The 22,048-nt window shown below is 64.9% G+C and carries 21 protein-coding genes, 1 tRNA gene and 1 riboswitch; of the genes, 14 read left to right on the top strand and 8 right to left on the bottom strand.

All coding sequences use genetic code 11. The features are described from left to right. Nucleotides 1–11 precede the first annotated feature (11 nt). Nucleotides 12–2,447 (bottom strand): TonB-dependent receptor domain-containing protein, encoded by a 2,436-nt coding sequence (locus tag G3I74_RS08705; RefSeq protein WP_164211186.1) that lies wholly within the window; start codon nucleotides 2,445–2,447, stop codon nucleotides 12–14. 187 nt (nucleotides 2,448–2,634) lie between these two features. Here G3I74_RS08705 and glpQ point away from each other — a divergent pair, with 187 nt between their 5' ends. After that, a complete protein-coding gene (gene glpQ, locus G3I74_RS08700; RefSeq protein ID WP_164211185.1) occupies nucleotides 2,635–3,648 on the top strand; it encodes a glycerophosphodiester phosphodiesterase in 1,014 nt (337 codons plus the stop codon). Between the two features lie 117 nt (nucleotides 3,649–3,765). Here glpQ and G3I74_RS08695 read toward each other — a convergent pair. After that, nucleotides 3,766–3,842 (bottom strand) — tRNA-Arg (locus tag G3I74_RS08695). Nucleotides 3,843–3,927: 85 nt separating this feature from the next. On the opposite strand from G3I74_RS08695, the gene G3I74_RS08690 reads away from it, so the two are divergent. The 5 genes from G3I74_RS08690 to zapE all read left to right on the top strand — a co-directional run bounded on the left by G3I74_RS08690 (nucleotide 3,928) and on the right by zapE (nucleotide 7,573). After that, nucleotides 3,928–4,731, top strand: coding sequence for an undecaprenyl-diphosphate phosphatase (locus G3I74_RS08690; RefSeq protein WP_164211184.1), 804 nt, complete (start codon nucleotides 3,928–3,930; stop codon nucleotides 4,729–4,731). Further along, the gene (locus tag G3I74_RS08685; RefSeq protein ID WP_164211183.1) at nucleotides 4,728–5,180 is read left to right on the top strand and encodes a hypothetical protein; all 453 of its coding nucleotides are present in this window, start codon (nucleotides 4,728–4,730) and stop codon (nucleotides 5,178–5,180) included. Before G3I74_RS08690 ends, G3I74_RS08685 begins: the two co-directional genes overlap by 4 nt. Before the next feature lie 35 nt (nucleotides 5,181–5,215). Beyond that, entirely contained in the window at nucleotides 5,216–5,722 is a 507-nt protein-coding gene (locus G3I74_RS16200; protein ID WP_164211182.1) for a c-type cytochrome, read from the top strand. Between the two features lie 81 nt (nucleotides 5,723–5,803). Beyond that, nucleotides 5,804–6,463, top strand: coding sequence for an alpha/beta hydrolase (locus tag G3I74_RS08675; RefSeq protein ID WP_164211181.1), 660 nt, complete (start codon nucleotides 5,804–5,806; stop codon nucleotides 6,461–6,463). 12 nt (nucleotides 6,464–6,475) lie between these two features. Further along, nucleotides 6,476–7,573, top strand: coding sequence for a cell division protein ZapE (zapE, locus tag G3I74_RS08670; RefSeq protein ID WP_164211180.1), 1,098 nt, complete (start codon nucleotides 6,476–6,478; stop codon nucleotides 7,571–7,573). Between the two features lie 15 nt (nucleotides 7,574–7,588). Here the strand turns inward: zapE and G3I74_RS08665 are convergent, their stop codons facing one another. Further along, nucleotides 7,589–8,140 carry a TetR/AcrR family transcriptional regulator gene (locus G3I74_RS08665; RefSeq protein ID WP_164211179.1) on the bottom strand — a complete coding sequence of 184 codons (552 nt, stop codon included), beginning with the start codon at nucleotides 8,138–8,140 and terminating at the stop codon, nucleotides 7,589–7,591. Between the two features lie 162 nt (nucleotides 8,141–8,302). Between G3I74_RS08665 and G3I74_RS08660 the strand changes: the two genes are divergently transcribed. From G3I74_RS08660 to G3I74_RS08650, 3 genes are all read left to right on the top strand, one after another. Then, entirely contained in the window at nucleotides 8,303–9,187 is an 885-nt protein-coding gene (locus G3I74_RS08660; protein WP_164211178.1) for an alpha/beta fold hydrolase, read from the top strand. Beyond that, nucleotides 9,184–11,664, top strand: coding sequence for an acyl-CoA dehydrogenase (locus G3I74_RS08655; protein WP_164211177.1), 2,481 nt, complete (start codon nucleotides 9,184–9,186; stop codon nucleotides 11,662–11,664). The genes G3I74_RS08660 and G3I74_RS08655 overlap by 4 nt, the downstream gene beginning before the upstream one ends. Nucleotides 11,665–11,701: 37 nt before the next feature. Further along, nucleotides 11,702–11,928, top strand: a riboswitch (cobalamin riboswitch). Nucleotides 11,929–12,053: 125 nt separating this feature from the next. Further along, entirely contained in the window at nucleotides 12,054–13,835 is a 1,782-nt protein-coding gene (locus tag G3I74_RS08650; protein WP_164211176.1) for a TonB-dependent receptor domain-containing protein, read from the top strand. A 51-nt stretch (nucleotides 13,836–13,886) separates the two neighbouring features. Here the strand turns inward: G3I74_RS08650 and sufT are convergent, their stop codons facing one another. The 3 genes from sufT to G3I74_RS08635 form a co-directional block, all read right to left on the bottom strand. Next, nucleotides 13,887–14,438, bottom strand: a complete 552-nt coding sequence (gene sufT / locus G3I74_RS08645) for a putative Fe-S cluster assembly protein SufT (protein ID WP_164211175.1) — start codon at nucleotides 14,436–14,438, stop codon at nucleotides 13,887–13,889. An 87-nt stretch (nucleotides 14,439–14,525) separates the two neighbouring features. After that, nucleotides 14,526–16,430 carry a M1 family metallopeptidase gene (locus G3I74_RS08640; RefSeq protein ID WP_164211174.1) on the bottom strand — a complete coding sequence of 635 codons (1,905 nt, stop codon included), beginning with the start codon at nucleotides 16,428–16,430 and terminating at the stop codon, nucleotides 14,526–14,528. A 62-nt stretch (nucleotides 16,431–16,492) separates the two neighbouring features. Then, nucleotides 16,493–16,831, bottom strand: a complete 339-nt coding sequence (locus G3I74_RS08635; protein WP_164211173.1) for a P-II family nitrogen regulator — start codon at nucleotides 16,829–16,831, stop codon at nucleotides 16,493–16,495. Nucleotides 16,832–17,031: 200 nt separating this feature from the next. Between G3I74_RS08635 and G3I74_RS08630 the strand changes: the two genes are divergently transcribed. The 4 genes from G3I74_RS08630 (at nucleotide 17,032) to G3I74_RS08615 (ending at nucleotide 18,289) form a co-directional block, all read left to right on the top strand. Beyond that, nucleotides 17,032–17,295, top strand: coding sequence for an accessory factor UbiK family protein (locus tag G3I74_RS08630; RefSeq protein WP_164211172.1), 264 nt, complete (start codon nucleotides 17,032–17,034; stop codon nucleotides 17,293–17,295). A gap of 109 nt (nucleotides 17,296–17,404) precedes the next feature. After that, complete coding sequence (locus tag G3I74_RS08625) at nucleotides 17,405–17,641, top strand: DUF6364 family protein (protein ID WP_164211171.1); 237 nt, start codon at nucleotides 17,405–17,407, stop codon at nucleotides 17,639–17,641. An 8-nt stretch (nucleotides 17,642–17,649) separates the two neighbouring features. Next, the gene (locus G3I74_RS08620) at nucleotides 17,650–18,072 is read left to right on the top strand and encodes a PIN domain-containing protein (RefSeq protein ID WP_164211170.1); all 423 of its coding nucleotides are present in this window, start codon (nucleotides 17,650–17,652) and stop codon (nucleotides 18,070–18,072) included. 43 nt (nucleotides 18,073–18,115) lie between these two features. Further along, a complete protein-coding gene (locus tag G3I74_RS08615; protein WP_164211169.1) occupies nucleotides 18,116–18,289 on the top strand; it encodes a hypothetical protein in 174 nt (57 codons plus the stop codon). Between the two features lie 145 nt (nucleotides 18,290–18,434). On the opposite strand, the gene G3I74_RS08610 is transcribed toward G3I74_RS08615, so the two are convergent. Further along, entirely contained in the window at nucleotides 18,435–19,388 is a 954-nt protein-coding gene (locus tag G3I74_RS08610) for an Acg family FMN-binding oxidoreductase (RefSeq protein ID WP_164211168.1), read from the bottom strand. 132 nt (nucleotides 19,389–19,520) lie between these two features. After that, nucleotides 19,521–20,369 (bottom strand): EamA family transporter, encoded by an 849-nt coding sequence (locus tag G3I74_RS08605; protein WP_164211167.1) that lies wholly within the window; start codon nucleotides 20,367–20,369, stop codon nucleotides 19,521–19,523. Between the two features lie 144 nt (nucleotides 20,370–20,513). Between G3I74_RS08605 and G3I74_RS08600 the strand changes: the two genes are divergently transcribed. After that, nucleotides 20,514–22,013, top strand: coding sequence for a YifB family Mg chelatase-like AAA ATPase (locus G3I74_RS08600; RefSeq protein WP_164211166.1), 1,500 nt, complete (start codon nucleotides 20,514–20,516; stop codon nucleotides 22,011–22,013). The last annotated feature ends 35 nt before the right edge of the window (nucleotides 22,014–22,048 follow it).

Raw genomic sequence — 22,048 nt, 5'->3', positions numbered from 1 at the left:
TATCCCCTCTTTTAGTAGACCGCGCGCACAGCCAAGCCGTAGGTGCGGGGTGCACCGGCAATGAAAGTCGGGATATTGAACGTCGCACCGGTGTTGCCTGCATCGATGATGAAACTGCGATCGGTTAAGTTATTGACGAAGGCCTCGATGGCGAACTGCCCTTGCGAAAACTCGTATCCAGCGCGGACGTTAAACAACGAATAGCCGCCTTCACTGATGGCCGGGACCTCGAACAGCGCCTGCCCCGTCGTCGGCAGCGCGACGGCGTAGCGTCCCTGGTTATCGTCCTGGAAGAAGACCTTCGACTGGTAGGTCACAGACGGCGTGAAGTACAGCCGGCCGCCGTTCATGGCTCGGCTTGCTCTGAGCGCCAGGCCTGCGGTGTGATCCGGCGAGAGCCGGAACCGGTTGCCGCCAAAGATCAGCGGGTTGCCCCGATCATCGGTCTTGTCGAAGCGAGAGCGGTTGTAGGCATAGCTGGCATACAGATCCAGACCCTCATTGAGGTTCAGACTCAGCTGGGTCTCTAGCCCCCGCGAGCTGGCGGTCCCGGCATTGATCAGCTGCAAATCGGGCGGTAGACCCGGACCGGCGTCGACCGAGATGGTTGTCTGGAAGTTCTCGTAATCGTAGTAAAAGGCGGCGACATCGAACTGCGAACGACCGTCCATGAACAGCATCTTGTAGCCGATCTCGTAGCTGTCGACGATTTCTTCGGGCACCCGTTCGAAGGACACCGCTACGCCCAGTGCCGGGTTGAACTGACCGGCAACGTCCTCGATGACGTCAGGACGACGGCCACGGGCGTAGTTGCCATAAACGAACTGATTGGCGGAGAGCTCGAAGTTCAGGTTGGCGCGCCAGGCCCAGCCGTCGAAATTCCTGCCGACGCTGGGATCGTCGTCCGACGAGACCGGTGTATTAATATCCGGCACGAGGAGATTGCCCAGAAACGGATTGTCGACCTCCACGCCCGAGGAAAACAGCGTCTCCTTGCGATCACGGGTATAGCGCAGACCGGCCGTTGCCGTTAAGCGATCGGTCAGCGCGTAGCTGACGTCAGCAAACACGTCGTAGGACTGGTTATCGGCAAAGTTGGTGAACTGTTCTTGTTGGAACAGACCCGTCGGTACGCCGCCGGCGCCCAGCGCGCCGGCCAGTAGCGCTGGATCGCCGAGCAAGAACAGCTGCGCCAGTCCGGGATCTCCGAACAAGGTCGCCTGGCCGTCGACGATCGGTCCGGTGGCTGCGATGGAGTTGAGCAACGCGCCGACAACCGCACCGTCCAAGCCTAGCGGCACGCGCTGGCTACCCTCTTCGGTGAAAAAGCCAGCACCGAAAAATGCCGTTAGAAGGTCATCGGGCTGGAAGGTAAAGCGCAGCTCCGAGCTCCACTGCTCTCCCTCGGCGTCCTCCCCGAAAAAAAACAGGTCGAAGGCGCTGCCGTCCGGATCGAAGGCTTCGAACGAGTCAAACTCGCGCCAGGCGGAGGTGCTGTTGATTGTCCACAGCGAAGAGGGCTGCCAGTTGACGATGGCGGTGAGGTCAAAGATATCGCGCTTGGTGCCCAGCGCGCGACCGCCGAGCAGGCCGCCGAAGGCATTGAGCGATGCGGGCGAATGAGGATCCGTATCTCCGCCCAGCGCCGGAATGATTCCGGACTTGAATGAGGTGCCGGGCGCATCGTCTTCGACGTAGTTGAAAATCAGGTCAAAGTGGCTGCGTTCACCAAACAGCGTGCGCCAGCTTGCGCGCAGCGCCCGGGTATCGGTGCCGTTGAGTTCACCACCAATATTGTTGTCGATAAATCCGTCGCGTGACCGGTAGGTCGCAGCCAGACGAATCGCCGAGTCGCTGGCGCCCAGCGGCAGATTGACCATGCCGTCAAACTTGCGGTAAGCGAAATTACCGAGCTCCAGCCGCGCGCTGCTGGCCCATTCATTACCGGGCTTTTGGGTGACCAGGTGCACCGCGCCAATCTGCGCGTTGCGGCCAAAAAGCGTACCCTGCGGACCCTTCATGACTTCAACGCGCTCCAGATCGAACAGGGGCACGTAAGAGCCACGCGAGCGCGAAATCGATACTCCGTTTTGAAACACCGACACGCGCGGCTCGATCGCCGAGGATCCATCGTCAGAAGTGATTCCGCGAATCACGAAACCGGGGTTGTTCACGCTTTGCTCCTGGATTTGCAGGCCGGGCACGAACGCCGACAGGTCGTCAAGCTGATCGAGCCCGACTTCATCCAAAAACGTCTGATCAAAACTCGAAACCGAGATCGGCACTTCGGCGGCTGCCTGCTCGCGAAACTGCGCCGTAACGACGATGACGTCTTCGGGGCGTTCCACCTGGGAAGGTGTTTCCTGGGCCACGGCCGTGGCAGCCAGGCCAAGGCCCACAAGAGCACCCGCCAGACGCGGGAGATGATCGCAAGTCACAAGATTCACGGGATTGCACTCAGAACGCAAGACTTAGGAGGCCTTATCGTGCAGACAAACTTTTAACATCTGGTTAGCAAGCCGTGACGCCTTGATGAAAGCCATTGACCCGGTTCAGCGCCCAGGATCAGCGTCACGGATTTGAAACAACTCGCTGTTGAGATACCTTAAGGAACAAAAGCTCGCACCACCGCCCATGCTCAACATGCTTGCAGCCGTTTTTCTCGCCGCCACCGTCGCCCCCGCTCATGAACCGGCCACGTCCGATGCGCTGATTATTGCCCATCGCGGCGCGTCGGCGTATTTGCCGGAACACACTTTCGAAGCCTATCTGCTGGCCTACGGGCAAGGCGCCGACTTTATCGAGCCGGACCTGGTCCTGACCGCCGATGGTCACCTGATCGCCCTGCATGATCTGACCCTAGAGGCCACCACCAATGTCGCTGAGGTCTTTCCGGATCGGGCGCGAGAAGACGGACGCTACTATGCCATTGATTTTCGGCTTGAAGAAATCCAACGCCTGAGAGTCTCCGAACGAATCGAAGCCGACAGCGGCCAGGCGCGCTACCCGAAGCGCTGGCCGCCAGGCCTCGGCGAATTCCGGATCGTGACCTTCGACGATCTCATCGTCTGGCTCGCCGAGCTCAACCGCACAACCGGCCGTCGCGTTGGCCTGTACCCAGAGACCAAGTTTCCGGCCTTTCACGCCAAGTCCGGCCAGGACATTGCCGACGCCCTGCTCCAGGTCCTTTTGCGTTACGACTTGCCCAAGCCGTCGATGCCGATCTTTATCCAGAGCTTTGAGCCGGCCCCGCTGGAGCGCATTCGCCGCGACCATGGCGACCGATTCTCGCTGATCCAGCTGATCGGCAGCAATGACTGGCAGATGAACGATGTTGATTACGGCTCCATGGTCACCCCGGCCGGGCTGCAGCAGGTTGCTGCTTACGCTGACGGGATCGGACCGCCACTGAGCGCGCTACTGGAGATCGACGCTAGCGGGCGACCACTGCCCAGCCCGCTGTTTAGGTCTGCGCGCGACATGAACCTTGCGATCCATCCGTTTACCTTTCGCCGTGAAGGGTTGTCAGAAGGCCAATCACTGGAATCGCTGCTGGATCTTTTTTTGCACAAGCTAAACGTCGACGGCTTGTTCACCGACCACCCGGACGTGGCCGTGGAGCGTCGTGGGCTTGGCCATAGTGACTAGCGAGTCCTGATTCCCCGGCGTCGCGCCTTTGGGGTTTAATGTGAGCGGCAAGGACCTGCTCGAGCCCCTCGCAGCCCGGATAAAAAAAGACCCCGCGACGCGAGGGCTTTCTATATCTGGCGCGCCCGGCAGGATTCGAACCTGCGACCTTCGGCTTCGGAGGCCGACACTCTATCCAACTGAGCTACGGGCGCGTAGCCGCAAAGTATAGCGCAGATTTCAGCCCGGTCGGCCAGGACGGGGGCTGCCCGGGCAGTTCATCGGGTAGACTTCCGGTCCATGGATGCCGTGCAAGCCGCCCTGATTGCCCTGGTCCAGGGCCTGACCGAGTTCCTGCCGGTATCCAGCCAGGCGCATCTGGTGCTGTACTCGCTGTTTACCGGACAGACCTACCAGGGGCTGGATTTCGACATCATCCTGCACTTCGGCTCGCTGGTGGCGGTGGTGGCCTACTTCCGCCGCGAACTGCTGGCCATGGCGGGCGACTGGCTGGGTGCCCTGGTCGGACAGGGTCAGACGGCGGACTCGCGGCTGGCCTGGCTGATCATCATCGCAACGATCCCGGCCGGGATCCTGGGTCTGTTGCTCAAGGATCTGGCCGAGGTGGCCTTGCGCAGCCCGCTGGTCATGGCGCTGGCGCTGATTGGTTTTGGCCTGGTGCTGGGCTGGGCCGACTGGCGTCACCGCGGACAGCGTGACGAATACAGCCTGGGGGTGCGCGATGCCGTCATCATCGGCCTGGCCCAGGCCCTGGCGCTGATTCCGGGCACCTCGCGCTCGGGCATCACGATTACCGCCGCGTTGTTTCTGGGCATGACGCGCGAGGCCGCGGCGCGGTTTTCGTTCCTGCTGTCGGTGCCCATCATTGCCGCGGCCGGGCTGCTCGGCATTGTCGATATAGCGCAAGAGGGCGTCGAGACCGGTCCGCTGCCCCTGCTGGTTGGCTTTTCGATCGCCGTGATCAGCACGTATGCCTGCATTCACTACTTCCTGGCCTTCATCCGCCGCATCGGGATGCAACCGTTCGTCGCCTACCGGATCATCCTGGGTCTTGTTCTCCTGCTGTTTTTTCTGCGTTCATGAGTACCGCGCCGCTAGACACTGTTTCGCGATGGCTGGGCGCGGCGGCCGCCGGTCTCACGCTGAGCACCGTCCTGGCAGAATCGCTGTTGGCCCTGCTGGTCATGGTGGGCGGCGGTGACCACCTGCTGTGGGCCATCACCCACCCCGCCGCCGCGGCCTCCACGGCTCCGGCATGGCTGGCGGTGATCTGGCTGGGCGCGGCAACGGCCGGCGCTGCGCTGGCAACGGCTGTTGCCGGGCATCGTTCAGCCGGATTCGCCGTGGGCGTCCTGCCAGCCGCCGCACTGGCCCTGGTGGTTTGGTATTTTCGGCAGCCGGCCGCAGTCGGCGCAGTGGTCGTACTCGGACCCGTGCTGGGGAGTGGGCTCGGTATGGCGCTGGGATGGGCCGTGCAGCGCCTGGACCAGATCGATGCCTCGACGGTTCCAGCACCCGGCGTTGGGATATAATTGAAGGTCTTTGCTGCTCTGCGAGGATTGGTACCGTGTCCGAAGCCGACGACCGTATTTTTCTGAAACGATTCAGCCTGGTGCTCGCCGGTCTGGCCGTGTTCGCGATCGTGATCATTTTCCTGGCCATGGCCATTCACGGCACGCTGGATCGGGAAGAATCCACCGCCCGCGAGGCGGCGCGCGAGCAGCGACTGATGCCGGTCGCCGGCGTTTATGCCGGCGAAACCGGTCGGGCCGCCGCCATGGCCGCGCGGGAGGATGCCGCCGGTTCAACCGAAGTTGAAGCCGCCTTCGACGGCTCGCTGGACGGTAGCCTGATCTACGACCGCGCCTGCGCCTCCTGCCATGAAGTCGGTGCGGCCGGCGCGCCCGAGATGGTGGCCAGTGCCTGGGCTGACCGTATCGACAAGGGCAAGGAACAGCTGGTCTCCAATGCCATCAACGGGATTGGCGCCATGCCCCCGCGCGGCGGGCGGCGCGATCTGACCGACGAGCAGATCGAGGCCTCGGTGTCCCATATGCTGGGAATGGTCGAATAGACCTCCGAAATTGCCGGCGCCCGCTTCGGTTATCATGGCGGCCCACGTCAGTAAGGGCATGATCACCGGGGTCGATCAAGCATGCTGGATCCGCAGCAATTTCCCACTGAAAGCAGCGAATTTCATCTGACCGGTCCAGCCGGTCGGCTGGAGTGCCTGGTGGATGTGCCCGAGCCGGGCAGCGAGCGACCGGCGACGGCCGTCCTGTGCCACCCGCATCCACAGCATGGCGGCACCCTGCGCAACAAGGTCGTGACCATCATGGAACGTTCCCTGCGCGAACTGGGGCTGGCCACGGTCCGGTTCAACTTTCGCGGCGTCGGCGAAAGCGAAGGCGAGTACGACAATGGCCAGGGTGAGACCGACGACCTGCTGGCGGTGGTCGAATGGGTCCAGCAGACTCGTCCGGGCACCGATCTGTGGCTGAGCGGATTCTCGTTTGGCGCCTACGTTGCGCTGAAAGCCGCCCGCGATCTGCCCGTGCGTCAGCTGATCACGGTGGCCCCGCCGGTGGAGCGCTACGGCTTCGAGGAACTGCTGCCGCCCAACTGTCCCTGGCTGGTGGTGCAGGGCGACGAGGATGATGTAGTCTCCGCCGAGGCGGTGTCGAAATGGGCAAAAGACCTCGATCAACCGCCCGACCTGGTTGTAATGGAAGGGGCCGGCCATTTTTTCCATCGGCGGCTGATGGATCTGCGCGGCCTGATCAAGAATCACGTCCAGTCCAACCTGCCCGGCTGATTTTTCTGCGGCATGACCGACCCCAGTGTTCCCGGTCCGCTGGCCCGCTGGCAGAGCCTGGTCGACGAGGGCCGGCTGCAGCACGATCCCGATCAGCGACGGCGGCTGCAAGACCTCGAAGATCTGTTCGGACGCCTTAGCGCGTCGCGCCAGGGGCTGATACAGCGACTCAGGCGCCGCCACGACGGCGTCACCGGGCTGTACCTGCATGGGCAGGTCGGTCGCGGCAAGACGCTGCTGATGGACTTGCTGGCCGCCAGCCTGGAAGCCGCCCGAATACCCGTGGAGCGCATTCACTTTCACCGCTTCATGGACCGGGTCCATCGCCGGCTCAAACAGCGCGAAGGCCAGCGTGACCCGCTCAAGGCCATCGCGGCTGATATTGCAGGACGCCTGCAGGTGTTGTGCTTCGACGAGTTTCACGTCAGCGATATCGGCGACGCCATGCTGCTCGGCGAACTGCTGCAAACGCTTTTCGAGCGCGGCGTGACCCTGGTCGCCACCTCCAACACCGTGCCCGACGAGCTCTACGCCGACGGACTGCAGCGCGCGCGGTTCCTGCCGGCGATCGAGGCCATCAAGACCCACTGCGAAGTTATTGCCCTGGAGGCCGGCGAAGACTACCGCCTGCGCGAGCTCTCGCGTCATCCAACGTGGCGGTATCCGCTGGATGAAAGCCGCCTGGCCGAGTTGGCCGCAGAGTTCGAAAACCTCGCGACCGGTGAGGTCATCCGTGAGGGAACAGTTCGCCTCCAGGGCCGCGACGTTCCCGCCAGACGCCGCGCGGGTTCGGTGGTGTGGTTCGATTTTGACACCCTGTGCCGGGGCCACCGCTCCAGCGCCGACTACATCGAGCTGAGCCGCCGCTTCTCGACCCTGCTGGTTCAGGATGTCCCGGCCCTGGACGACAGCGACAACGATGCAGCCCGGCGCTTCGTCCACCTGGTCGATGAATGCTACGACCGCGCGGTCAAGCTGATTGTCGCTGCCGCCGTGCCGATCGAGCAGGTGTACTCGGGCCAGCGCCTGATCCAGCCGTTCGAGCGCACGGTCTCACGACTGATCGAGATGCAAAGCCACGACTACCTCGCCCTGCCCCACCGCTCGTGAAGCAAGCCGGCGGCTTCAGGGCATCGACGTGATCAGGCTTTCAATGACGTGCTCGACGTAGGCGTCGAACGCCGGATCGCCGCGCTCCGGTACGACTTTCTGAGCCTGCAGCTGCAGGTAGCCGACATAGCCTGAATAGACCAGGGTGGCGCGCCGACGGGCAGCTTCAGTGTCCAGCCCCAGTTCCTCGAAGGCCGCTGCCAGGTACTGGATACGACGCGCCGTCACCCGCTTGAGCACCGGACCGATACGGGCATCATCGGGCAGCGCGCACAGCGCCAGGTACACGCGGTGGGTCAGGGTCTGGCGCGTGGTACGCCAGACGAATCGGGCCAGTCGTTCGGCCGGGTTCTCATCGGCGGCCAGCGAGCGCTCGAGATGGTCGGCATCCTGCTGTTCCCAGCGCTTCAGCGCACTGCTCAACAACTCGTCTCGACCCGGGAAATGCCAGTAAAAGCTGCCCTTGGTGATCTGCAGACTTCGGGCCAGCGGCTCAACCGCCAGCGCGGCCACGCCTTTGTCGGCGATCAGGCTCAGGGCCGCCTTTTCCCAATCTTCCGGCGTCAATGAGACCCTGTCAGGGGTCGTTTTTCTTGCAGTTGCGGCTTTGATCATGAAAAGATGGTATCCGATCATCCCCGAGCCGGGCGAAATGACTTGAAAAGCGCCCCGGTCTACGCCATTGATGAACATTGACTCCCATGAAGGCTAACCCCCATACTGAAGCGTATGGAAGCAGTGCGTAATCTTCACAATGACATCCGCCGCCGTCAGATCTGGACCGATGACGGCATTCGTCTCCATCTGCGCTATTACGGCGACGACCGCGCGCCGTGCGTGCTCATGGCCCATGGTTTCGGCCAGACCCAATATGCCTGGGAGGCGACCGGCTGGCAGCTGGCCGCCGCCGGCTGGCAGGCGGTCAGCTACGACGCCCGCGGCCACGGCGAGAGCGATCGTGCACCCAGTGGCGAATACGATTTCGAGCAATTCGTCGAAGACTTTCGGCGGGTGTGCGATTCGCTGCCCAACACGCCGATCGTCATCGGCGCTTCCATGGGTGGCCTGACCGCGCTGCTCGCGCATTCGGAAAAACCCAAGGTCGACCTCCGCGCCATGGTCCTGGTCGACATCGCCCCACGCTGGGACGAGCGCGGTGTGGCAGCCATGCTGGCCTTCATGCGCCAGCACCCCGACGGCTTTGCCTCCCTTGACGAGGCCAAGGAGGCAGTCCGCGCATTTTTGCCGCACCGGCGCCGCAACACCCGCAGCACGGGCCTGAACCGCAACCTGCGCCAGGCCCGCAACGGGCGCTGGTACTGGCACTGGGATCCGGCCATGCTGGCGCTGGCCGAAAAGTCTTCGAACCTGCAGTCGCGCCTGCAGTCGGCCAGCCGGCGTCTGAAAATCCCGACCCTGCTGATCGCCGGCGGCATGAGCGAACTCATTGGCGCGGAGCACATCTCGGAGTTCCGCAAGCTCGCCCCGCATGCCGAAACGGTCGAAGTCAATGACGCCGCCCACATGGTGGCCGGCGATGCCAATGATCATTTTCTGTCTGCCATCACGCCGTTTCTGAGGCGCCAGGCGGAACAAGGAGCAAACTCGTCATGATCACCCTGCTGTTCTTCGCCGTCGTGCTGGCAACCGCGCTGACCTGCGCCTTTTTCAAGACCCGCGTCCCCGTCTGGACCGGCGCAATCGGCGCCGTACTGCTGGTCTTTACGGTGGCCGGACAACCGGGCTGGCTGGTCCTGACGCTGTCCTGGCTGGTGTTTTTGCTGGTGGCAGTACCCATGAACCACCGGCCGTGGCGGCGCGAATTCCTGACCCGGCCGGTGCTCAAGGCTTTCGCCGGCATGGTGCCGCAGATCTCGGAGACCGAGCGCGTGGCGCTGGAGGCCGGCACGGTGGGCTTCGAAGGCGAACTGTTTACCGGTCGGCCGCGCTGGCAGCGCCTGATCAAAAAGCCGCTACATGAACTGACCGTCGAGGAACAGGCCTTTCTGGACGGCCCGGTCGAAGCGCTGTGCGACATGACCGACGAATGGGAGGTCAGCCACTACCGGGCCGACCTGCCCGAAGCGGTCTGGGACCACCTCAAAAAACACGGCTTTTTCGGCATGATCATCCCCAAGGAGTACGGCGGCCTGGGCTTTTCCGCCGTCGCTCACCGGGCGGTGCTGGAAAAAGTGGCCGGGGTCAGCTCGACGCTGGGCTCGGTGATCGCGGTGCCCAACTCGCTGGGTCCGGCCGAACTGCTGTTGCACTACGGCACCAAGGCGCAGAAAGATCACTACCTGCCGCGCCTGGCCGACGGCCGCGAGATCCCCTGCTTCGGCCTGACCAGCACCACCGCCGGCTCCGACGCCACTTCAATCTCCGACTACGGCGTGGTCTGCAAGGGTCAGTGGAAGGGCAAGGAAACGCTCGGCATCCGCCTGAACTTCGAGAAGCGCTACATCACCCTGGCACCCGTGGCCACCGTGGTCGGTCTGGCTTTCCGGCTCTACGACCCCGACGGCCTGCTGGGCGAGACCGATGACATCGGCATCACCCTGGCGCTGCTGCCGCGCGAGACCCCGGGCATGGAGATCGGCCGGCGGCACTTCCCGCTCAACAACCCGTTCCCCAACGGCCCGATCATCGGCAAGGACGTGTTCATTCCGCTCGACTATCTGCTCGGCGGCACCGAGTACGCCGGTCAGGGCTGGCGCATGCTGGTCGAGTCGCTATCGGTCGGTCGGGCCATCTCGCTGCCCTCCTCGGCCACCGGCGGCGCCAAGACCGCCGCCCTGGCCACCGGCGCCTACGCCCGCATCCGCAAGCAGTTCAACATGCCGATCGGTCGCTTCGAGGGCGTAGAGGAAGCGCTGGCCCGGATCGGCGGCTACACGTACGCCATGAGCGCGCTCAGCCGCCAGACCGCCTCGGCGGTCGACGACGGCGAGAAGCCGTCGGTGCCCGGGGCGATTGCCAAGTACTGGGCCACCGAAATGAGCCGCGACGTCATCAAGGACGCCATGGACATCCACGGCGGCAAGGGCATCATCCTGGGCCCGAAGAACTACCTGGGCCGCGGCTGGCAGGGCGCGCCGATCTGGATCACGGTCGAGGGCGCCAACATCCTGACCCGCTCGATGATGATCTTCGGTCAGGGCGCCATCCGCTGCCACCCCTACGTGCTCAAGGAACTCGAAGCGCTGCAGATCGACGACGAGGACGAGCGCCTCAAGACCTTCGATGAGCTGTTGTTCGGCCACGTCGGCCACAGCATGTCGTGCGCGGTGCGCTCCATGGTGCTGGGCGTCAGCGCCGGACGTTTCGCCGCCGTTCCGGGCGATCGCAAGACGCGCAAGTACTACCGCAAGCTCAGCCGCTACTCGGCCTCGTTTGCGTTTCTGGCCGACATCGCCATGCTGACCTACGGCGGCAAGCTCAAGCAGAAAGAAAAGATCTCGGCCCGGCTGGGTGATGCGCTCAGCCAGCTCTACATCTGCTCGGCGATGCTGCGCCGCTTCGAGCAGGAAGGCCGTCCGGCGGCCGACCAGCCGATCATGGCCTGGGCCTTCCACGACGCCATCCACAAGACCCAGAACGCCCTGGCCGGGGTGATCGACAACTATCCATTCGCCTGGGTCCGGCCGTTCCTGCGCCTGCTGGTCTTCCCGGTCGGGCGCGCCGAACGAAGCCCCAACGACCGTCTGGGCCACAAGGTCGCCGCCCTGTTGCTGTCGCCGTCAGAGACCCGCGATCGCCTGACCCGGGGCGTCTACAGATCCGACCGCACCGGCTTCCCGATCGGGGTCATGGAAAAACTGCTGCCGCAGGTGATCGCGGCCGACCCGGTCGAGCGCAAGCTGCTCAAGGCCCAGCGCGCCGGCCAGGTCAGCGGCCACACTTACGAAGAACAGCTCGCGCAAGCGCTGGAGAAGAAAGTGCTGACCGCACAAGAGGCCGAGCTGCTGCTGGACGTCCGCACGCGCAGTCTGGAGGTCGTGTCGGTAGACGATTTCGACCACGCCGAACTGCAGGCCGGTCTGACGCCCGCCGGTGACGCCGCCCGCGGCGGACAGCGCAAGGCCGCCTGAGCTATACTCACCCGAGGTCCCGCAGGGCACTGCCTTACGGGTCCACCGTTGCACAGGTGCCCCGGCTTCAAGGCCGGGGTGAAACGGGAAACCGGTGAATAATCCGGTACTGCCCCCGCAACTGTAATCGGCGTCGATCAAGCGCATCGGCGCGGCTCCGACAGCAACCACTCTGGCAACAGGGGAAGGGTCGGGCCCGGGCTCTCAGCCAAGGCTGAAAAACCCGCCGAAAGTCAGGAGACCGGCCTGTGCTGTCTTGATCCACCGGGTTGCGGCGGGCAACCGGGCGTGCTTCGGTCAGCGGCCGTTCTTCGGCCGGGACCGTGCTGCCTTCGTGCTCGCTCTCCACCCGGTCCAACCGCGCGGGTGAGCGCGAGGAGCACTTGCAAATGTCCGTTTTCCGTATTTCCGGCCTGTCTGCGGCCGGCCTTCTTTGTTTGACCCTTTCTTCTCCGGTCGCCGCCGTGTCGGCCGACGACACCATCGTCGTGACCGCGACCCGATCCGATCAGCCGCTGGACCAGGCCCTGGCCCGGACCAGCGTGATCACCCGCGACGATATCGAGCTGGCCCAGGCCCCGGACGTGCTTGAACTGCTGCGCCAGCAGGCGGGCGTGGACATCAACCGCACCGGCGGCCCCGGCGGCCAGACCAGCCTGTTTCTCAGAGGCTCGAACTCCAACCACGTGCTGGTGCTGATCGACGGGGTGCGCGTGGCCGCCGCGGGCACCGGCGGCTTTGCCTGGGAGCTGATCGACCCGGCCCTGATCGAGCGCATCGAGATCGTGCGCGGGCCGCGCGCGGCGCGCTGGGGCTCGGACGCCATCGGTGGGGTCATCCAGATCTTCACCCGGCGGCCCGACCGGCTGCAGCTCAGAGCGGGTTACGGGCGCTACCGCGACCGCAGCCTGAGCGCCGGCGTTGGCAGCGAGCAGGCCGGGCTGCGCGTCGCCGCCCGCCGGGTTGGCGGCTTCTCGGCCCAGAACGAGCGCGGTTTCGCGTTCGATCCCGACGACGACGGTTTCGAGATCATGAGCGCGGCCGGCGGCGGTGCGCACCGGCTCGGACCCGGCGTGCTCGACTGGAGCGCGCGCGTTGCCGACGGCGAGGTTGAATTCGACCAGGGCGTCTCGGACGTGACCAACTACGCCGCTTCGCTGCGCTACGACCTCGACCGTGCCGGTGACTGGCAGTGGTCGGGCAGCACCGCGCTGTATCGCGACCGGCTGGACACCACCACGGCCTTCGGGCAGACTGAGAACATCACCCGGCGGGTGCAGGCCAGCGTGCTGGGCGAGCGCCCGCTGAGCCCGGACAACCGCTGGCTGCTGGGGGTGGACGCCTGGCAGGAGTCGGGCGTGGCGCGCGGCAGCTGGGACGACTCGCGCCACAACCTCGGCGCCTGGACCGGCCTGGACGGGCAGCGGGGACGGCTGGATTACGAGGCCAGCCTGCGCGCCGACCGCGACCAGACCTTCGGCAGCGCGCTGACCGGCAACCTGGCCGCCGGCTGGCGGCCGAGCGAGGACTGGCGCCTGTTTGCCTCGGCCGGTAGAGCGTTCCGGGCGCCGAACTTCAGCCAGCTGTTCTCCCCCGGCTTCTCCGGCGCTTTTGCCGGTAACCCGAACCTGGACCCGGAGACCTCGGTGTCGCTGGAGGCCGGCGCCGACTGGCAGTTCGCAACCAGCGCCCGGCTCGGCTTGAGCCTGTACCAGACCCGGATCGACGACCTGATCGATTTCGCCGGCGAGGACTTCCAGGCCATCAACATCCGTCGGGCCCGCATCCAGGGCGCGGAGCTGAGCTATCGACTCGACACCGAGCGCTGGCGCGCTCGCGCCCAGCTGACCTGGCAGGACGCCGAAGACCGCGACAGCGGCCTGGCGCTGCTGCGCCGTCCCGACGAGAAGGCGGCCATGAGCGTTGACCGGCACTTTGGCGGCGGCCACTGGCTGGGCGTAGAGCTGGTCTACACCGGGCAGCGGTTTGACGTGGGCCGGGCCGTACTGCCCTCCCACGTCCTCATCAACCTGCGCGGGGGCTGGCAGCTCAGCGAGTCTTTGCGCCTGGAAGGCCGCCTGGAGAACGCCGGCGATCGGGTGTACGAGCCGGCCGTCGGCTTCAACGCCTCGCGGCGCGCGCTGTTCGTGGCGCTGAGCTACAGGGGCTAAAGGCCAAGGCCGGCGATCGGATCGCCCGGCAAGCGCGCCAGGTGTTTGGGTTCAGAACATGCCCGTCTCGAGGCGGGCGGCCTCGGACATCATGGCCTGACTCCAGGGCGGATCGAAGGTCAAAGCGACGTTGACCTCCTTGATGGTGGGCACGATCTGGACGCGGTCGCGCACGTCGGCAACCAGGATTTCGCCCATGCCGCAGCCGGGGGCGGTCAGGGTCATGGCGATGTCGACGCGCCGGTCCTCGTCGGTGATGTGGCTCAGGTCGCACTGGTAGATCAGGCCCAGGTCGACGATATTGATCGGGATTTCCGGGTCGAAGATGGTGCGCAGCTGGGCCCAGACCAGGTCCTCGACGTCCTTGTCGCTGGCGTTGTCGGGCAGCGTGGGCCGCGGCGGCGGTTCCTTGCCGATGGCGTCGGCGTCGTCGCCGGCCAGGCGAAACAGCCGGCCGTCGACGTAGATCGTGAAACTGCCGCCCAGCGACTGGGTGATGTAGCCGGTGGTCCCGCTGGGCAGTTCCACCGGGACCCCCTCGGGCACCATGACAACCTCGCAATCGCGCTCGAAGCGGGCTGGCGTGTAGGCGTTGCTGAACATGCAGTAATCAGATCCGGGTAAAACAGGATTGAATCGGTCCCTATTATAAGGGGCCGAAGCCGGTCAGGATCAAGGGGGCGACCAGAATCAAAGACCCAGGGCGCGCTCCGAGGCCTGGCGGGTCAGCGGGTGGTAGCCCGGTCGGGCGCGCTGGTAGACCTTGATGGCCCAGTCCCGGCCCCAGTTACTTTCGGCCAGGGCGGCGTAGAGCGGACGGGTGAACTTGTTGCGCCCGACCTCGAGCAAAAAGCGCTCCAGGCGCTCGATGCCGGGCTCGTACTCGGCCTCGATCGAGCGCATCAGCCACAGGTAGAGGATCTCGTAGTTGGTCTGCTCGACCAGGCCGAACTGCTCATCCATGCGCGCCATGGTCTCGGCGTCCAGCGTATCGGCCAGCCCGCTCAGAAAGTGGCGCCACTGGTGCACCGACCAGTCATCGGTGGGCAGTTCGGCCAGCGAGCGCTCGCCGGCCTGCCATTCACGGCGCGCAGCGTCGACCCGCTCGAAGGCATCCGAGACCGGTTCGATCGCCTCAGCCGAGGCCGGCATGCCCGGCTCGTACAGCCACTGATCGATCTCGGCCATGCTCAGACGATCGGGATACTCGGCCACCAGGTGCTGCTCGATGTAGGCGCGGAAGTCCTCGGAATCAATCGACTCGAAGGCAAAGTGGTCGAAGTACTCGCGCAGAAACGCATCAAAGGCCTCGCGCCCGACCCGGTCTTCCAGCCAGTCCATGAAAAAGCCGCCCATGTCGTAGGGCACGGGCATGAAGGCCTGCTCGGGGTCGCGATCGGACAGATCGCGGACCAGCTGGCGGTCGCGCTCGTCGACGGTCTCCAGGGTCTCCTTCAGCCCGTCCCACGACAGCTTGGCCAGCTGGTTGCGGATTTCGGGACCGTAGAGGGCCTCCATGATCCGGGCCTCGAAATAAACCGTGAAGCCCTCGTTGAGCCAAAGGTCGCGCCAGGCGGCGTTGGTGACCAGATTGCCCGACCAGGAGTGGGCCAGCTCATGGGCGACCAGGGCCAGCAGGCTGCCGTCGCCGGCGATGATGGTCGGGGTGAGGTAGGACAGGCGCGGGTTTTCCATGCCGCCGAAGGGGAAGCTCGGCGGCAGCACCAGCAAGTCGTAGCGGCCCCAGCGGTAGGGTCCGTAGAGGTCTTCGCCGATTTCGACCATGTCTTCGAGCACGTCGAACTCCTCAGCCGCAGCCTCGATCCAGTCCGGCTCGGCGTACACGCCGGTTCGCGGGCCGGTCTCGGCAAACTCCAGGTCGCCGATGGCAATCGCCATCAGGTACGACGGGATGGCCTGGGGCATGGTGAATTGATATTCGCCGGTGTCGTTGCGGGCGAGTTCGTTGCCGTCGGCCCCCATCACCACCATCAGGTCGCGCGGCCCGCGAATGGTGGCATCAAAGGTGTAGCGCACCGCCGGGGTGTCCTGCAGCGGCACCCAGGTGCGCGCGTAGTGCGGCTGGCTCTGGGAAAACAGAAACGGCTTGCCCGAGGAGGTCTGCTGAGCGTCCAGCCACTGCAGCCCGAAGGCCTCCGGCGAGGTCGTGTAGTCGATCCGCACCTCCTCGATGCCGGCCGGCAGGGCGATCACCAGCGGCCGGCCCAGGTGACCCTGATCGGCGCCGAAGCGCCACGAGACCGGCAGGTATTGACCGTCCGGCTGAATGGCGTTGACGTCGCGGATGTCCAGATCGCGGGTATCGAGCACCAGGCGCTGGAAACCGGGCTCGGGCCGGTCCAGCTCCAGCAGCACGTGGCCGCTGAGCGTGCGCGCGCTGAAATCGGCGTCCAGGTCCAGGCGCAGGTGGCGAACGCGGACCTGCTCGTACTCGGCAAAACTGTGCGGGTCGCTACCGGTCTGTACCTGAAATTCCGGCGCCGGCGTCAGGGCCGCCGGCGGGCCGTCTGGCTGGCAGCCGACCAAGAGCACGGCGAGGCTGAGCAGCGCCGTGGAACGAATCAAAAACGACATGCGCGAATTCCTTAGAAAGAGAAGGGCGATCGAGAAAAGACAGAAAAGCAGAACCGGCGAGGCTACAGCGCCCCGTCGCCCTCTTCCTGGGTGCGGATGCGCACCGCGCGCTCGATCGAGGACACAAAGATCTTGCCGTCGCCGATCCGGCCCGAGGCGGCCGTCTCGACGATGGTCTCCACCACCCGGTCGGCCTGCTCGTCGGGCACGACGATTTCCAGCTTGAGCTTGGGCAGAAAATCGACCACGTACTCCGCACCCCGGTAGAGCTCGGTATGGCCCTTCTGGCGGCCGAAGCCCTTGACCTCGGTCACGGTCATGCCCGAAATGCCGGCCTCGCCCAGGGCGTCGCGCACGTCGTCGAGTTTGAACGGCTTGATGATGGCGGTTATCAGCTTCATGGGTGTCACCAACGTCTCACTGCTTGGAAAGACCCCATAGTAAACTGCCTGCGATTGCAGCAAGCCCCAATTCAACGCAAAGGGGTGCTTCGGCTGGGGCAAGCCGCTGAGGGCCTCGCCACGCGTCGAACTGAAGTGGTTTGCCCCAGCCGAATCACCCCGTCCCCGAACAAAGCCAATCGCCTCGTGGAGATACCCAGATGCGCCCCGACTTCCAGACCATCGACGAAATCACCCGCCGCCTCGCCGAATCCGTGCCCGGCGAGTTCAAGACTGCCCGCGCAGAACTCGAGCGTCAGTTCCGCACCGTGCTCGAAAACGCCTTCAACCGGCTCGACCTGGTCACCCGCGAAGAATTCGAAATCCAGAAAAAAGTGCTGCTGCGCACGCGCGAAAAACTCGAGCGGCTGGAAAAACTGCTGGAAGAAAAAGCCCAGGACAAACCGGCCATCGATCAGACCTGAGCAACTGGGAGCTGCCCAGGCAGCGCAGTTGACAATTGGTGTTGAAGCCGGAACAGGGCTACGTGCTACACTGATCCCGTGTTCAGCAGGCATTTCGGCGGATACTGACGTGGCCAATCTCACCCTGAGTCTCGACGATGAACTGCTGCAGAAGGCACGCGAGGCAGCGGTGCGCGAACACACCTCGGTCAATGCGTTGGTGCGCGACTATCTGAAGCAGTATGTCAATGCCCGGGAGCGGCGTTTGCGCGCGCTCGATGCCCTGGATCAGTTGGCCGAGCGCACCCATTCGGCCAGCGAGGAGCGCTGGACGCGCGAGTCGCTGCACGAGCGCAAGGCCGGCTGACTTCAGTCATGCGGGTCTTCATCGACACCAATCTGTGGGCCTACCGGCTGGATCGCCGTGAGCCCGACAAGTCTGAGTTCGTCGGCAACTGGTTGCGTGAACTGGCGCTTGAAAATGAAATCGTCATCAGCACCCAGGTCTTGATCGAACTGCGCTCGGTGTTGACGCGCAAGCTCAAGCCCGCGCTGTCGTGGCACGATACTCGCGCCGCGCTCGAAGCACTGGCCGAATTCGAGGTCGTGCCCGCCAATACCAGCCTGGTGCTCGACGCGCACGAACTTTCGCGCGCCCGGAAGCTTTCGTGGTTCGACGCACTCATCGTCGAGGCGGCGATTCGCTCCGGTTGCGAACGCCTGTATTCCGAAGACCTCGGTCATGAACAGATGATTGAGGAACTGAAGGTGGAAAACCCTTTTATCTCCGCGGAGTAGTGGACACGTTACTTGGCATAGCCTGGTCCAGGGTTCCCTGGGCGTGGTCGCGCTTACCGCCACCGACAACCTGCTGGCAGCGACTACGCCGCACCAGACCGAGGGGCCGTTCTTCCCCATCCACGAGCAGCCCGACACCGACGCCGACATCACCCTGATCGAGGACACCGCGAGTACGCGCTCGGCGAGGTGGTCGAGATCTCCGGGTGAGTGCTAGGATTGACGCCCAAGGGTCCGACGCGCTGCAAGGACACTCGGGTCGATTACGGCAAACCCGAACCGATCTCGTTTGCCTGCGCGGCGGAGACGAAAAACCCATGAAACCGCGTTCAGAGAAAAACTGACCTAGTGTAGACTCATATCTACATTTGAGTAAGAAGGTCTTGATAGGTCAGCAAGACGTCCTTGACCTCGCGCCGCGGCGCGCGATGGGCCGGGGCCTCGGCAAAGCCAAGGCGCAACATGACCTGCGGGAATTGTCCGGGGCAAACGCGATCTGCCAGTTGTCCGCGCAGCTGCTCGACCTGGCAGGGCTGGTTCAGATAACCCGCGTGGACACCGGCGGAAGCGGCAAGCAGCAGCGCCCGCTCCAAGGCCTGGCCGGCAGCGAGCCAGCTGCTTTGGCTTTCGTCAGCGGTCGAGATCACAACCAGCGCGGGGGCATTCAGAGCAAGATCCTCGTCGGCCTGGCCCACCTTGTTGCCCATATCGAAGTTTCTGACCACCAGCCGCGAAATCGGCGCAACCCACGGACTCATGGCCAGGCCGTCTCTGTCTCGCCCCGGGTGCATCCAGCTGGCAAGCTCCCGGCGCCAGCTCGCGTTTGAAAACTGAATCCGGTCGCCCTCGGCGACCAGCTCGGCCAGAACGCTGCGATCCTCATCGCCGACTTGATGCAGCCTGGCACCTTCGCGGCCAATCGCAGCATCCAACTCTGCCGGCAAAGTGTCGGGCAGCTCGTGATCCAGAAAGGCTTCTCGCGTGGAAAACCGCTCGCTGATCGCCGTCTCAAGCCCCGCCAGCGCAGCCTCGACTTCGCCTTCATCCAGGCAGACGTTAGCCAAGTGGTCGGGATGATCGTGTTCCAACCGGGTGGCCACGGCCATGCCCCGCGCTGCCGACGCGACCCTGAGATTGAGCAGCGCAGCGCCGCAGCTGATGGTGAGTTCACGATCGTAGGGATCATTGACCGGCAACGCCCTGGTCCGGTCAGCCCACAGTTCGATCGCCTTGTCCGCGAGCCGGAACTGCCACGGCTGGGTATTGTGCGAAGAGGGTGCTGCAATTGCAGCGTTGATCAGCTCAATGGTTTTCATGCCTTGTCTCCGACTGATTCAGGATCGTCTGTCCTGCGGATCCAATCTCTCATTTTTCGCGACCCGTGAACGCCTTTTGGGCCAAATTCCAGTCCTAATCGAAGCGCTCCGGCATCGGCAAGGCGTCGACGGCTAGCGCCGCACCCGCCCGGCCAGCCATACGGCCAGCACGATGATCGTCCCGCCGATGATCAGCCGCGGCCAGTCGGCGTCGCGGTTCCAGATCAGCACGTTGACCAGGATGCCGGCCGGGATGAGCAGGTTGTTCATCGCCGCCAGCTGGCCCGTGTTGACCTGGCGCGCGCCGATGTTCCAGCCCAGGTAGCCCAAACCCGAAGCCGCCAGCCCCAGCCACAGCAGCACCCCCCACTGCACCGGCGTTGCCGGCAGCCGGGACAGGTCGCCGAACAGGATCAGCGCCAGGCCCGAGACCAGCACCCCGCCGAGGAAGAAAAACCCGAACACCTGCACCTGCGACATCGCCGGCGGCAGCGCGGTGCGCTTGTACCAGACCTGGCCGAAGGCAAAGCACAGGTTGGCCGCCTGGATCAGCACGAACCCGGTCACCACATCGCTGCCGACCCCGGCAAAGCGGATCACCACGGCACCGGCCACCGCCAGTGCCGCGGCCAGCCACCAGGCGGCCGGCAGCCGGCGCCGCCCTATCAGGCGCTCGTCGATCAGGGTCACATACAGCGGCGTGAGCGTGGTGAACAGCAAAAGCTCCGGCACGCTCAAGTGGGCAAAGGCGTGGAACAGGAACAGGTACATCAACCCAATCTGCACGGCCCCGATCCCGGCCAGCCGCAGCGCCAGATTCAGTCCAGGCCGCGCCCGGGCCAGCAGTGGCACAAACAGCAGCAGGGCCAGCGCGGTGCGGACAAACACCGAGACGTAGTCGTCGACCTGGCCCGAAAGATAGACGCCAATCAGCGAAAAGCTGAACGCCCAGACGATGGTGATAATCCACAGTAAAGCCACAGCGGTCCCGCGTGGGAGAGGAAAGCTCAATCAGCATACGATCAGTCGAGGCATTTTCCTACCCGAAGCAAAGCCGACTTGCCCTCGCTGACATAGCGGAAACCGCTGCACCATGACCGAAGGCACAAACCAATAAACGGCAAGATGGGACTGGCCACCATATTCTCCCGCGCCCAGGTGGGCATCGATGCACCCCAGGTCATGGTCGAGGTCCATCTCGGACCCGGCCTGCCGGGCTTTGGTATCGTCGGCCTGCCCGAAACCGCGGTGCGCGAGAGCAAGGACCGGGTGCGCGCGGCCATGGACAACGCCGGCTTTCGCCGCCCGCAGTGGAAAACCACGGTGTCGCTCGCCCCGGCCGACCTGCCCAAGGAAGGCGCGCGCTTTGATCTGCCGATCGCGCTGGGCGTGCTGGCGGCTTCCGGGCAAGTCCAGGCCGAGAACCTGCAGCGCTGGGAGTTTCTCGGCGAGCTGGCCCTGGACGGCAGCCTGCGCCCGGTGCGCGGCTGCCTGCCGGCGATTCTCAAGGCCCGAGGCGTCAAGCGCTGCCTGGTGCTGCCGGCGGCCAACGCCGAGGAAGCCAGCCTGGTCAGCGACGCCGAGGTCTACCTCGCCGATCATCTGGCCGAGGTCGTGGCCGCGCTCAACGGCGAAGGCGAGCTGCTCCGGCCGCAGCCCGTTGAGCCGGCCGCAGACGGCGATTTGCTGGATCTGTCTGAAGTCCTGGGCCAGCACCGCGCCCGGCGCGCACTGGAGATCTGCGCCGCGGGTTCACATAATCTCCTGCTCATCGGTCCGCCCGGCACCGGCAAGACCCTGCTGGCCTCGCGCCTGCCCGGCATTCTGCCGCCCATGAGCGAGGACGAGGCGCTGGAGGCGGCCGCCGTGGCCTCGATCGCGGGCATGGGGCTGGAGCCGGCGCGCTGGCGCACAAGGCGCTTCCGCAGCCCCCACCACACCGCCTCCGGCATCGCCCTGGTCGGCGGCGGCTCGAAACCCCGCCCCGGCGAGATCTCGCTGGCCCACGGCGGCGTGCTGTTTTTGGACGAACTGCCCGAGTTCAGCCGCCACGTGCTCGAGGTGCTGCGCGAGCCGATGGAGTCCGGCCGCATCACGATCTCGCGCGCCGCCGTGCAGGCCGAATTCCCGAGCCGCTTCCAGCTCGTTGCCGCCATGAACCCCTGCCCCTGCGGCTACGCCGGTGATCCGTCCGGGCGCTGTACCTGCACGCCCGACCAGACCCGGCGCTACCGCGACCGCATCTCCGGACCGCTGCTCGATCGCATCGACCTGCACGTGGAAGTCCCGCGCCAGTCGCTGAACGGGCACGCGCCCGGCGAACCCTCGGCTGCGGTGCGCGAGCGCGTGATCGCGGCACGCGAACGCCAGGCCCGCCGCGGCGCGGTCAATGCCCGCCTGGACGTGGCCGGAATCCGCACGCACTGTTCGCTATCACCAAGAATGGCGGACTTTCTGGAACAGGCCTGCGAGCGGCTGCAGCTGTCGGCCCGCGCCCACCACCGGATACTGCGGATCGCACGCACCCTCGCCGATCTTGATCAAAGCGAAGCCCTTGAAATGACGCACTTGAGTGAGGCCATCGGCTACCGCCAGCTCGATCGCCAGCCACCTTCCGGATATTGATCGCGGTCCTCTTGCAGACAAACAAACGGGCCGCG

Origin of the sequence: Wenzhouxiangella limi (genome assembly GCF_010499265.1) — a bacterium.
GTDB classification, from domain to species: Bacteria; Pseudomonadota; Gammaproteobacteria; order Xanthomonadales; family Wenzhouxiangellaceae; genus Wenzhouxiangella; species Wenzhouxiangella limi.
Note: the sequence above shows the minus strand (reverse complement) of the source record. Positions and strands in the feature narration are given on the sequence as shown.